The following is an 11,769-nucleotide window of genomic DNA, read 5'->3' as shown; positions in this document are numbered from 1 at the left end:
CGGCAATAGAGGTATATAGATACTGTGCTGATGGTTCGATCCGGACTCTGGCGCAGAGTTCTGACTCTAGTTCAGATGCTCTGGCATCGTTCCCCCGATTCCCCGACCGTGACGAGCACTGGATTAACGGCGTGCAGGTCTCACCATGAAGACGTTTGCGAAATTTACCTTCTGGATGCTGGCGACGATCGGCGTGCAGTTGGTGCTGTGTTTTGGGCTCGCCGTTGGTCTCGGTGAGACGTCACCGGCTCATTCCGAGTCGAACTCGCTCGAACGGCGATTGTATTCGGCGGTCGACGTTAGCGCGTTCTACCTTGCACTCTCGCTCGCGGCCGTCGTTGCCAGTGGGGTTGTCTATTTAGTTGCGCTGCGTCGCCGCACGCAAGTCGTATCCAGCGTTGCTCTTGGTGTGGCATGGCCGGCCGTACCGCTGGTGCTGTTCATCCTGTCGTTGAATGCCCAGCTCTTGTATCTTGCCGTACTGCAATCGTTGGGTGGTGTCGTCATGACACGGATTGGCAATGCCTCTGAGGCGTTTTGGGTCGAGTCTGAAAATTCGCTCTCCAAGCGATGACAGTTCACCCTGCGCTCCAGCCAGACTGGACTCGGTGCGGGCAATAAGGTGGCAACGAGGTAGAACCAGATCAAGCCTGCTCCAAGCCGTCAGGAAGGCTGAGGAGCGAGTCGCGTCCTGTCTGATTGGTGCTGCTGTGGATGCTGTGCCCGGCGGCGCAACTTCGGCTCGTGGCGAGCAGTTAAGTGAGGAGGCACGTTCGTGGTCAAAGAGCGCTTCGATGCGTCGGGCCGACACGAACAGCAGTCGGGTCAGCCGGCCTTGGCGGGTTCGGTTGACGTCCTGGTGAGTGCGGCGGTGGAGGATCGCGAGCGGCTCGTGGAGGTGTCGCGGTGGTGGCTGACGGAGGCGAGATCGCGGCTGTGTGGTGCGCTGTCCGAAGGCCTGCGCTCCGGGCTGCCGACTGCTGAGTTCGCTGTAGGACGCATCGGCGCACCGGAGTTGGGCGGGGGGAACTGGTCGGTCTCCTATACCGCGGAGCGTTTCGAGGCTGTGGTGGCCTCGCTGAGCAATGGACGTGGCGATGCCATGGCCCATCTCAATGCCGCTGCGGACGATGTGTCGGCAGGCGATTGCTGTTCGGCTCATATTGCGGTCACTGTCGATCCGGATGTGCGGCCGTGGGTCACCTTCTCGCTGCGGTTGGCCTATCGACTCGACGATGCGGGCATGATCCCCGTCGCCAGTCAGGACGATCTCGTCGCGTTCGTCAGAGATTTCGCTGAGTTGACCGAGGCGTCCTTCGCGAATATTGCATCCGACAACTCTTCCAACCAGACTGCATTGGAAACATATCTACCGCGGTTGCAGGAACTGGGATTGATGGAGAGTCCCAGCGTGGTGAGAGGATACTCGTGGGTCACGCTGGTGACGGCCAATGCAGTCCCGAGGCTAGGCGGCGTCGATGGCCTGGAAAGTTCCGGCGCCTTCGTCGAGGTCGCTGAACTCCAGTATGGTGCCGCATTGCTAAGGGCGACAAGATTTTTCGAGGAATATAAGGATTCAGCGGTTGAACGGGTTTTTCGTGCGTTGGCGCCAGTACTTCCAGCGGGAGTGCCGAGGCGCTTGTCCTACGGTGGTCTGAAGCAACCGCAATTGATCTACAAAGACGCTGCTGATGCTCAGGATTAGCGTGAGGGCCAGCAGCAGACACCGCAGGCGGGCGAGCGGGTGGCCCGATAGCCAGACGCGTAGAGGCGAGCGGAGCCGCTATCCTCTGCCCAGTCGGTGGAGGCGGCCTTGCCATCTGCGGCGCTTCGTGGATACGAATGAAGATCTGACCTCGTGCTCGGATCGCAGGCCGGTGAGTTGAACCCGCAGGTCGAGTAGTGGACCGCTAGGTGTGCGCTGGAGCATCCGGGTTTGATGCATCCTCGGTTATGAGTGAACGACTGTTTGGTCGTTGCGGGTCGTGCGTAGTAGTTGGCCTCGGCGGCCGGGCATCGGTCGAGGTGTTTCATGAGTCGACCGCCAAGCAGGCTTGATGGACGGCGAAAGCAGCGGCGCGCCGAAACGTCTGTCCGCCGGCGGAAGAACTCACGGCCCGAGGGTCGGGATGACCGCGCAACGGGTCTGAGACCAGCTGGTCGGCTCCGAGGCTGTCGAGCGTGGCGACGGCATGGTCCTCATGCGCAACCCCTTGTGTGGCTAGGTTGGGCGGGTGGTCAGGACACTGGTGGGTTTTGGGGCGTTTGGGTGGTTCTGGGGGGCTTGGGGGGCGATTCTGCCTGCGGTGAGGGTGGAGTCCGGGGTTGGTGACGGCGAGCTTGGCCTTGCGCTGTTGATGGTTGGGCTCGGGGCGCTGGTGTCGATGCGGTTCACCGGCTACCTGATCGACCGGTACGGCGGCGTCGTACTGCCGGTGGTCGTGGTGTTGTTCGGGTTGTGCGGTGTGTTGCCGGCGCTGGCTGGTTCCGCAGTCACTCTGAGCGGAGCGCTCTTCCTGCTCGGCGCCACTTCCGGCGCGACGGACGTTGCCATCAACGCGACCGGCTCCCACGCGGAAGCCGTCACCGGGCGACCGTTGATGAACCTTGCCCACGGCATCTTTTCGGCCGCGGTCGTCGTGGCCAGTCTCGGTACGGCGGGACTCCGCGCACTCGGCGCCGACGCGTTGCCGGTGCTGGGTGGTGCCGGCATCCTCATCGTGGCTGTGGGCATCGTCGTACTCGCGCCAGGATCCCGTGAAAACATCGCAACCGAGCCAGCACCGAAGAGACGGCGGCTTGAGCCAGTTCTCCTTGTTTTTGGGGGACTTTGCGCGCTCGCGTACGTCGTCGAGAACGCGTGGCAGAGTTGGAGTGCGGTCCACCTCGATACCACGTTGAACGCCGCTCCCGTGCTCGCTTCCAGTGCTCCGGCTGTGTTCGCCGCCGCGGCCGCTACCGGTCGGATCACCGGCAACGCGTTGCTTCGGCGGCTGCGGCCGGTGCAACTCTTGGTGGCCGGAGGCGCCATTGCCGCGGCAGGTTCTGTTGGCGCGGCCGCCGCGGACAATGCCTGGTCGGCGTTGATTGGGATCGGTGTCGCCGGGCTCGGTACGTCGGTGTGTGCGCCGACTATCATCGGAATGGCCGGTGCGTGGGCGGGGCCGGAGCGGCGGGCGGGGGCGATCTCGACCGTGACCACGATCGCGTATCTCGGGTTCCTCCTCGGTCCGGCCGCGGTCGGCGCCGCTTCGTCCGTCTGGTCGCTACCCGTAGCTCTCGGTGGCGTCGCCGTACTGGCTCTGCTGGTCGCAGCTCTCGGGCCGGTTGCCGGGCGGGCGAGTGTGAACTCGGTGGCCGGTTTCGGTCGTGGTGGAAAGTCTTAAGGTGTGGCGGATGCGGTACTACGGTGGGTCCCACGAGGGGAGACGGGCAAATGAGCGAGATCGCAGACACCGGCGCAGCCGTGATCACCCGCGCTGATGGGCGGGATGATGGGGAGGACTGGACCGAGAACTACGAGCTGCTGCCGGGTGGGGCGGGCATCTCGATCATTCTCGAGTCCACCACCAAGGAGGGTGTGGGCCCGCGGCTGCACCTGCACCCGTACGCCGAGACGTTCATCATCCGGCGCGGTTCCGCCACCTTCACCGTCGGCACCGAGCAACTCGTTGGCCGGGCCGGCCAGATCCTCGTCGTACCGGCGGAGACGCCGCACAAGTTCGCCACCGGGCCCGGTGGCTACGAGGCCGTCCACATCCACGCGAACCCCAGCTTCGAGACCACCTGGCTGGAGTAGCTCAGCTCGCCGGGACCGGTTTTCCCGGTGGGGTGAAGGCGGCGAGGACTGTTGCCGTGATGTAGGTGGCCGCCTTGTCGGGGGTGAGGCGGTTGGCGTTGATTTCGTCGGCGGCGCCGTGCATCACGCTGTGCATGGCACCGACCAGCCATGAGGTCGGCAGGTCGGTGCGGAAGACGCCCTCGGCGCGGCCGCGCTCGATCAGCCGTTCCACTCGGACCATCGGGTCGGCGTGGAGTTCGCGGATCCGGCCTGGCGGGAGCGCGTCCTGAGCGGCGACCAGGAGCGAGCGGAACCGGTCGACCAGGTGCCAGCTTGATTCGATCAGCCGGGTCAGGGCCTCGCGCGGATCGCCGGTCAGGTCGACCTGGCCGAGCGCGGCCTCGCCGCCTTCGATGGCGTGCAGGAACACGGCGTCGAGGAGGTCGGCCCTGGACGGGAAGTGGCCGTAGAGGGTGACCCGGCCGACCCCGGCCGCCTTCGCGATTTCGCTCGTACTCGCGTTCGGGTCGCGGCTCAGACAGTCGATCGCCGCGTCGACGATCGCCGCGATGTTGCGCTGCGCGTCGGCCCGCTTCTCCTTCGTCACCATCTAATCATCCTCTTGTCGAACACCACTGTTCGAGTTACTGTACCCGAAATAAGTCGAACAGTACTGTTCGAGATATCGCAAAGTGGAGGAGGACCCGGACATGTCCGGACCGACAGTTGACCCAGACCCGCGCCGCTGGCGGATGCTCGGATTGCTCGCCGTCGCGCAGTTCATGCTGATCCTCGACGTCACCGTGGTAGCGATCGCGCTGCCGCACATCGGCGCCGACCTCGAGCTCGAGCGGTCCACCCTGACCTGGGTGGTGAGCGCCTACACGCTGATGTTCGGTGGGCTGATGCTGCTCGGCGGCCGGGCGGCGGACCTCTTCGGTTCCCGCAAGGTCGTGCTGACCGGCCTGCTGGTGTTCACCGCCGCCTCGCTCGCGACCGGCCTGGCGAACGGCTCCGAGCTGCTGATCGGCGGCCGGATCGCGCAGGGCATCGGCGCGGCGATGCTGTCGCCGGCCGCGCTGTCGACGGTGACGAAGGTGTTCCAGGGCGAGGAGCTGAACAAGGCCCTCGGCATCTGGTCCGCGCTCGGTGGAGGCGGCGCCGCGATCGGCGTACTGCTCGGTGGGGTGCTGACCGCCGGGCCGGGCTGGCAGTGGGTGTTCTACGTGAACGTGCCGATCGGCGTGATCGTGTTCGCCCTACTGCTCCGGGTGCTGCCGGCGGATCGGCGAGTCGAGAGCCGCGGTCGGCTCGACATCCCGGGCGCGATCCTGGTCACCGCGGGAACCGGTACGGCGATCTACGCGCTGATCAACGCCGGAGACCGCGGCTGGCTCTCGGCCGCGACCCTCGGCACCCTGGCCGGCTCGATCGTCCTGTACGCCGCATTCGCCTGGCTGCAGCGCGTCGTACGGTCGCCGCTGATGAACCTGCGGATCCTGACCAGGCGACCCGTTGCCGCAGGCACCTTCCTGATCCTGGTCGCGACCGCGTCGATGATCGCGCTGTTCTTCCTCGGCTCGTTCTACCTGCAGCACTACCGCGAGTACGGCGCGATGCGGAGCGGGCTGCTGTTCCTCCCCGTCGCGGTCGCCACGATCGCTGGGGCGCAGGTCGCGGGGCAGATCATCGGCCGGACCGGTCCGCGGGTGATTGCTACCGCCGGGCTGGCGATTGCCGCGCTGGGCACGGCTGTCCCTGCCATCTGGGATGGTTCGGTGATGCTCGTGATCGGGATGACGATCGCCGCGGCCGGTCTTGGTCCCGGATTCGTCGCGGCGTCGACCACGGCGCTCGCGCAGATCGACTACACCGAGGCCGGGCTGGCGTCGGGGATCCTGAGCACCTTCCACGAGTTCGGTGCCGCTCTCGGTGCCGCGGTGGTGTCGAGTATCGCCGCTGCCAGCCTGGTGGGTACGGCCAGCGATGGCTTCAGCCACGGATTTACCTTCGCCGCGATCACCGCCGGCGTCGCTGCCGTTCTTGCGCTGGTCGTCGTACCGGCTGCCAAGTCTTCGACAGGAGTTACTCATGCCCACTGAGATTCGCCGCGCGATACCGGCGGACGCCGAGCTCGTCCGGACGATGCTGATCGAGCTCGCGGAGTACCAGGACCAGGGGAAGGACGTCACCGCGACCATCGAGGACTGGCAGGGGTTCCTCGGTCGCGACGATGTGATCGTGCTGATCGCCGAGGTCGACGGTGAGGCGGCGGGATACGTCTCCTCGCTTCGCCGTCCGTACCTCTGGGTCGGCGGCGACATGCTCGCGCTCGACGACCTCTACGTACGCGCGCAGTTCCGCTCAAGCGGTGTCGGTCGAGTGCTCATGCTCGCATTGGCCCGGCACGCCCTCGCGGACCGCCTCACGATCGGCTGGGGTCTACGGCTCGAAAACGAAGGCGGCTACCGCTTCTACGACCGCCTCGGCGCAATCCTCCGCACCAAGACGGTCGCCAGCTGGCCCGCCTCAGCCTACGAAGCGCTCTTGTGACAGAACGTCTGGAGCCAGCGTCGTCCCGGGCTGGTCGCCGCGCGGGTTTGGGGAGCGCTGCCGACCTGATTCGACAAGTCAGACTCCCCGGTCGACCCAGTCGGTGTGGGTACATCGCGGTGAACCATCGGCAGCTGGTGACCTTGTGCGCCGCTCGACCATCGCGCGGCGGCGTGTCGTGGTCGAACCGTGCACAAGGCCGGGCACGGATGCCGGAGCGATGGCCGATCACCCACACATGCAGCAGGGGACGTCCGGTGCGGGTGTCGATTTCGGGAGGGGCTGGTCGACGCAGGGGTGATGGAAGGCCCACATACCCCTGGAAGGACCCGGACCATGACCACCAACATGATCTCGACCGCCACTGCTCCTGTTTCCACCCCTGCTCTGATGACCGGCGGGATTGTCGCCGGGCCGTTGTACGTCGCGGTGTGGCTGGGGCAGGCGTTTACCCGTGAGGGCTTCGACATCACGCGGCACCCGGCCAGCCTGCTGGCGAACGGGGGACCCGGCTGGATCCAGACCGTCAACTTCGTCGTCGCCGGTCTGCTCTCGATCGCCGCGGCCGTCGGACTCCGTCGTACGCTCGCCGGGCGGGGGAGCAAGTGGGCGCCGCGGCTGCTCGGGGCGTACGGCGTCGGGCTGCTGCTGGCGGCCATCTTCCCGGCCGACCCTGCCGCCGGCTTCCCGGCCGGAACTCCCGCGGACTACGCCGAGATCAGCACCCGCGGAATGGGCCACTTCGTTGCCGGCACGATCGGCTTCAGCGGCCTGATCGCCGCGTGTCTGGTGATGGCCGCGCACTACCGCAGCGTTGGCCGCAAGGGCCTGGGCCGCTACTCCGCCGCCACCGGCATCCTGTTCTTCGGCGCGTTCGCCGGCCTGAGCGCCGGCGCCGGCAGCCGCCCCACCATCGTCGCCTTCGACCTCGCGGTCATCCTCGCCTGGGCCTGGATCACCACGATCTGCCTCAAGCACCGCCACTGACCCAAGGCCCCGGCGACCCGGCCTGGAGCGGCGGAGTGAGTCAGCGTAGGCGGATGGTGACCAGGGTGGTCTTGATGCCGCTGTCGTTGAGGTTGCCGGAGGCATCGAAGGCGCCGGGTCCGTCGGTCATGCCGAAGTCGTTGTCGTTGATGACGGCCAGCGTCCACGGGTTGACCAGCGCGACGCCCTCGATCTTGTTGGGTAGGCCGGAGATGGTGTTGAGGTCGAGGAACAGCTTCTTCGGCAACGCCGGTACGACGGTCGCCGCCTCGAGCGACGGTGTGGTCGCGGCGGAGTCCCAGGCGCTGCCGAGGATGTTGTAGCCAGGCTTCAACACGACGCGCTGGAGTCGCGCGGCGTTGTCGGTGCGTTCCTCGACCAGTAGAGTTTCGGGGCCGGCAGCAACCAAAGCGGAGATCTTGAGCTCGCTCGTGTCGTCCTCACCGGGGTCAACCACGCCGACCGGGTCGAAGCGATACGCGTACTCCGCGGTGACGTTGCCCTGGTACGGCGAGAAGCGCAGCAGGCGGGTGGTCAGGGACTTGTCGCCAACCGCCTTGGTTGGGTTGGAGAGCGGGCTCTGCAGCGCCAGCACCAGATCCCCACCGGGCAGCTGTGCCAAGCCCTCGAAGCCGCGATTCATCTTGCGGGTAAGGAAGATCGACGGCAGCGCCTCGATGACCGGGTAGTCGGCACCCGTCAGCGACAGACCGTGAGGGACATATCGAGCCAGCACGCGACCGCGCGCCGACACGTGCACGAGGGACGGGCTGTACTCGTCGACCAGCCAGAAGCTGCCGTCGTGCGCGCGTACGATCCCCTCGGTGTCCAGCCCGTTCGGGTTGAGCTCCAGCCGGGTGGAAGCGTCGTACGTGTAGGGGAGTTCGTCGCGGCTTGCCTGGTTGGAGAGTCCCGTCACCGGGGCACCGCTGCGCGTGGTGATCGGGATCGCCTGCAGGACCTTGAGTTGCTCGCCGACCACCTTCACCTTGAGGATCGCCGGGTCGAAGCCGGGGACCGGGAACGTACGTCGGCTGACGCCGTCGACCTTGATCTGGCCGTTCGGTCCTCGGTCCGTCACGGTCCAGAACTCACCTGGCCGCTCGGCGGGGAAGAGGTCGCTGCCGACGCCGCCCAGCTTGATCCCGCGGTCGTTCGCGACCGTGCCCGGCAGCAGCGCGTTGGAGAAGCTGCCGAGCGGGATGCCGGGGAGCGTCGCCGCATTCACGACATGCGGCGCCGAAACCGCGGCCTGCGCGCCTCCGGACGCCAACACCGCGGCTGCGACGAACACTGAGGCACTCGCGATGAAACGAAACATGAACGTGCTCCCCTCCACCAGAAGTCACCGAGCACATTCGTCCTGGTGGATGAACATCCGCTGAACGGCACCCCAAGACTGGTTTAGGGCAGGACCCATTTCTCGTTTGCTGCGTTGACGCAGGTGTAGATGATCAGTGGGGTGCCGTTCGTGCTGGTGCCGCTCTTGGCGTTGAGGCATCTGCCGGAGCGGAGGTTGACGAGCGAGCCATCTGTTCGTGGCACCCACGTCTGACCGCCGCTGCCGTCGCACGTCCACAGCACGACTGGCGTCAGGCTCGTCGTACCACTGCGTGCGTCCAGGCACTTGCCGAGCGAGTGGATCGTGCCGTCCTCGTACTGCGTCCACTGCTGGTTCGGGGCGTTGCCGTAGCAGGTGTAGAGCTCGATCTGCGTGCCGTCGGAAGAGTTGTTCCCAGTCACGTCGACACACTTGCCGCCAATCCCGGTGATCAGGCCGCTGTCCCCGAACACCCCGACCTCGTACAGCGAGTAGGGGTTCGCCGCCGCCGTCCGGGCGGTGCCGTAGATCCGGACGTACCTGGCCCACACAGGAGTGAAGGTGACGTGATCGGTACCGCCGTCGCCCGTCGCGGTCGAGTAGACGGTTTGCCAGGTCTGGCCGTTGCCCGACACCTGGATCTGGTAGCCCTTCGCGTACGCCGTGTGCCAGTTGAGCAGCACGCGGTTGACCACCCGCACCATGCCGAGGTCGACCCGCAACCACTGCGGATCGCTGTGTGCACTCGCCCACCGCGTCGACATCGAACCGTCGGCCGCCTTCGCGCCTTCACGACCGGTCGCCTCGACGCTCGACACGGCGACCGGCTTGTTCAGCGCCAGATTCCGTTTCGGGATGTAGTTCGCCGTGTAGGTGGTGGCGGTGGCGGGCGTGACGAAGTTGTGGCTGCGAGTCCCGCCGTCGGACCAGGACGCGAAGCGGTAGACCTTGTTGGCCGATAACTGCAACAGGTCGGTGGACAGCGATCCGCTCGACCCGACGATCGCCGTATTGCTTGATGGCGAGGTCGCAGTCTTCGCGAGGTACGTCACCTTCAGGCCGGTCGGCTGGCTCGTGATAGTGAGCGGGACGGTCTTCGGGTCCAGCCGGACGCTCTTGACGTCGGTCAGCCCGCTGCTGTCCGTCGCGGTGAGCTTCAGTTCCAGGTACGACGGATACTCGTGATCGGGCGTGGTGAACGAGCCACTCGCTCCGGTCATCGAGGTGATCTGGTGCGAATGGCAGTCGCTCGGGCAGTGATGCATGATCAACGACCAGCTCAGCGCGGATCCGGGCAGCGTCCCTTGCTCGGGATCGGTCGCGGTGCCAGAGAAGTTGATCGTGTCGCCGACCTTCCACGTCGTCGCTGGACCGGGCGCCGTGATCGTTGCGGTGGGCGCCGTGTTGGCGACGTTGATCTGAGCTGTCGTGGTGTTGGTACCACCTTGGCCGTCGTTGACTCGCAGCCGGACGGTGACTGTTCCGCTGGTGGTGTAGGTGTATTGCGGGGTCGCGGCGGTCGAGTCGACGTACTCGCCGTCGCCGTCCAGGTCCCATGCGTAGGTGAGGGTGTCGCCGTCGGCGTCGTTGGACGCCGTACCGTCGAAGTTCACCGTCAGTGGTGTCGGTCCGCTGGTCGGGTCGGCGCTGATCACCGCGGTGGGCGGGTTGTTGGTGGCGCTGTAGACGTAGCGCATGATCCGGCCGTTTTCGTAGTCGACGGCGAAGATGTCACCGCCGGGGCCAGTGCGCAACGCGACGGTTCCGTAGCCCGAGGCGAAGTTGATGATGTTCGCTGGGTTCGGCAGGCCGTTGGCGCCGGGGAGCATCGCCCACACGCAGCCGCGGCTGTAGTCGGCGAAGAACAAGGCGCCGTCGTACTGAGCCGGGTAGTTGCCACCCTCGTAGAAGGACATACCTGCGATGGAGGAGCTGCCTGTGCTGCAGGCACCGGCGACCTGAGCAGTGTGGTTGTAGGTGTAGTACGGCGATACGACCGCACTGGCGCCGGCGGCGTACAAGTTCTCGCAGATGTTGACGTTGGCTCCGTCGTACCCGGCTTGGCGAGCCGCGCCCTCGTAGCAGGGCCAGCCGAAGTTGGTGACGCTCGCGGTCGGGCTGACGATCCGGTCGATCTCCTCCCAGTCCCGCCAGCCGACGTCGCCGACCCAGATCTCGCTCGTGCCGGGGCGGAAGTCGAATCGCATCGGGTTACGCAGGCCGTGCGCCACGATCCTGCGAGTGTTGGGATCCGTGCTGCTCGCCTTGGGATTGCCGGCCGCGGCCTCTCCGGTGTCGGGGTTGAGCCGGACGATCGAACCGTCGAGGGTCGCAGGATCAGCGCTCGTACGGACGTCCTGAGAACGCAGCGCGCCACCTTCGGCCGTCGGCGGTGCCAGAGCGGTGCCGACTGGTGACGGCGGGTCGCCACAGGGGTTGTCCGGCGTGACGTCCGAGGTGGTGAAGTTGTCCTGGCCGTAGTCGACGAGGTTGAAGTTGCCCCCGTCACCGCCGCCGGCGTACAGCATGCCGTCCGGGCCGAACTCGATCGAGCCGATCGAGTGGCTCGGGAACACCTGGCACCAGTCCTCGACCAGCACTTGCTCGGCGACGCCGGAGGCGGTCGGCGTGAGGGCGGAGAGCCGGGCGGAGACCTGGCAGCCGTCGCTCGTCGGTCCCGGTGGCGACGGGCAGGGGTCGCTGTCCGTGCCCGCCGTACCCCATTTCGGTGCCTGGCCGCCGATCAGGGCGTCGTGCGTGTAGAGCACGTAAACCCTTGGATCGACAGGGAAGTTGGGGTGCAGCGCGAGGCCGAGCAGACCGCGGTCCCAGTAGTTGTGGACCTTGGTGCGCAGGTCGGCGAACACGGTCGGGGTGGGGTCGTCGAGGGAGTCGAACTCCTTGATCAGGCCGCTCTTCTCACTGACGAACACGCGCCCGTCGGCCGCGAACGCCACGTTAGTCGGCGCCGTCAGACCGCTGAAGACAACCTGCTCACTGAACCCTGCCGGTACGACGACCGCACGCGCCGGCGCGGTCGGTACGGCGACCAGCGTGGCGAGCACGAGCAGCAACCCGATGGTTGCTGATAGCAACCGATGTGACGAGATGGCGGAAGAAAACATGA

At 66.3% G+C, this 11,769-nt stretch carries 10 protein-coding genes; 7 read left to right on the top strand and 3 right to left on the bottom strand.

Annotated elements, in window-relative coordinates:
• The first annotated feature begins 145 nt into the window (after positions 1 to 145).
• The 4 genes from EV646_RS29675 to EV646_RS29660 all read left to right on the top strand — a co-directional run bounded on the left by EV646_RS29675 (position 146) and on the right by EV646_RS29660 (position 3,799).
• A complete protein-coding gene (locus EV646_RS29675) occupies positions 146 to 574 on the top strand; it encodes a hypothetical protein (protein WP_132154388.1) in 429 nt (142 codons plus the stop codon).
• A gap of 201 nt (positions 575 to 775) precedes the next feature.
• Positions 776 to 1,705, top strand: coding sequence for a hypothetical protein (locus EV646_RS29670; RefSeq protein ID WP_132154386.1), 930 nt, complete (start codon positions 776 to 778; stop codon positions 1,703 to 1,705).
• A gap of 601 nt (positions 1,706 to 2,306) precedes the next feature.
• Positions 2,307 to 3,386 carry an MFS transporter gene (locus EV646_RS29665; RefSeq protein WP_132154384.1) on the top strand — a complete coding sequence of 360 codons (1,080 nt, stop codon included), beginning with the start codon at positions 2,307 to 2,309 and terminating at the stop codon, positions 3,384 to 3,386.
• 50 nt (positions 3,387 to 3,436) lie between these two features.
• Positions 3,437 to 3,799 (top strand): cupin domain-containing protein, encoded by a 363-nt coding sequence (locus EV646_RS29660; protein ID WP_132154382.1) that lies wholly within the window; start codon positions 3,437 to 3,439, stop codon positions 3,797 to 3,799.
• A gap of 1 nt (position 3,800) precedes the next feature.
• On the opposite strand, the gene EV646_RS29655 is transcribed toward EV646_RS29660, so the two are convergent.
• Positions 3,801 to 4,391: a TetR/AcrR family transcriptional regulator gene (locus tag EV646_RS29655; RefSeq protein WP_132154380.1), complete on the bottom strand. Its 591-nt coding sequence runs from the start codon at positions 4,389 to 4,391 to the stop codon at positions 3,801 to 3,803.
• A 100-nt stretch (positions 4,392 to 4,491) separates the two neighbouring features.
• Here EV646_RS29655 and EV646_RS29650 point away from each other — a divergent pair, with 100 nt between their 5' ends.
• From EV646_RS29650 to EV646_RS29640, 3 genes are all read left to right on the top strand, one after another.
• Positions 4,492 to 5,883, top strand: coding sequence for an MFS transporter (locus tag EV646_RS29650; protein WP_132154378.1), 1,392 nt, complete (start codon positions 4,492 to 4,494; stop codon positions 5,881 to 5,883).
• Entirely contained in the window at positions 5,873 to 6,334 is a 462-nt protein-coding gene (locus tag EV646_RS29645; protein WP_132154376.1) for a GNAT family N-acetyltransferase, read from the top strand. Before EV646_RS29650 ends, EV646_RS29645 begins: the two co-directional genes overlap by 11 nt.
• A 336-nt stretch (positions 6,335 to 6,670) precedes the next feature.
• The gene (locus EV646_RS29640) at positions 6,671 to 7,321 is read left to right on the top strand and encodes a DUF998 domain-containing protein (RefSeq protein WP_199237265.1); all 651 of its coding nucleotides are present in this window, start codon (positions 6,671 to 6,673) and stop codon (positions 7,319 to 7,321) included.
• Between the two features lie 40 nt (positions 7,322 to 7,361).
• On the opposite strand, the gene EV646_RS29635 is transcribed toward EV646_RS29640, so the two are convergent.
• The gene (locus EV646_RS29635; protein WP_132154374.1) at positions 7,362 to 8,642 is read right to left on the bottom strand and encodes an esterase-like activity of phytase family protein; all 1,281 of its coding nucleotides are present in this window, start codon (positions 8,640 to 8,642) and stop codon (positions 7,362 to 7,364) included.
• 83 nt (positions 8,643 to 8,725) lie between these two features.
• Positions 8,726 to 11,767, bottom strand: coding sequence for a PQQ-dependent sugar dehydrogenase (locus EV646_RS29630; RefSeq protein WP_132154372.1), 3,042 nt, complete (start codon positions 11,765 to 11,767; stop codon positions 8,726 to 8,728).
• Positions 11,768 to 11,769: the final 2 nt, after the last annotated feature.

Source organism: Kribbella antiqua (assembly GCF_004345665.1).
GTDB lineage: Bacteria > Actinomycetota > Actinomycetes > Propionibacteriales > Kribbellaceae > Kribbella > Kribbella antiqua.
Note: the sequence above shows the minus strand (reverse complement) of the source record. Positions and strands in the feature narration are given on the sequence as shown.

Coding starts and splice junctions, on each gene's coding strand:
- EV646_RS29675 (WP_132154388.1), top strand. CDS start 146: ATGAAGACGTTTGCGAAATTTACCTTCTGGATGCTGGCGACGATCGGC.
- EV646_RS29660 (WP_132154382.1), top strand. CDS start 3,437: ATGAGCGAGATCGCAGACACCGGCGCAGCCGTGATCACCCGCGCTGAT.
- EV646_RS29655 (WP_132154380.1), bottom strand. CDS start 4,391: ATGGTGACGAAGGAGAAGCGGGCCGACGCGCAGCGCAACATCGCGGCG.
- EV646_RS29650 (WP_132154378.1), top strand. CDS start 4,492: ATGTCCGGACCGACAGTTGACCCAGACCCGCGCCGCTGGCGGATGCTC.
- EV646_RS29645 (WP_132154376.1), top strand. CDS start 5,873: ATGCCCACTGAGATTCGCCGCGCGATACCGGCGGACGCCGAGCTCGTC.
- EV646_RS29640 (WP_199237265.1), top strand. CDS start 6,671: ATGACCACCAACATGATCTCGACCGCCACTGCTCCTGTTTCCACCCCT.
- EV646_RS29635 (WP_132154374.1), bottom strand. CDS start 8,642: ATGTTTCGTTTCATCGCGAGTGCCTCAGTGTTCGTCGCAGCCGCGGTG.
- EV646_RS29630 (WP_132154372.1), bottom strand. CDS start 11,767: ATGTTTTCTTCCGCCATCTCGTCACATCGGTTGCTATCAGCAACCATC.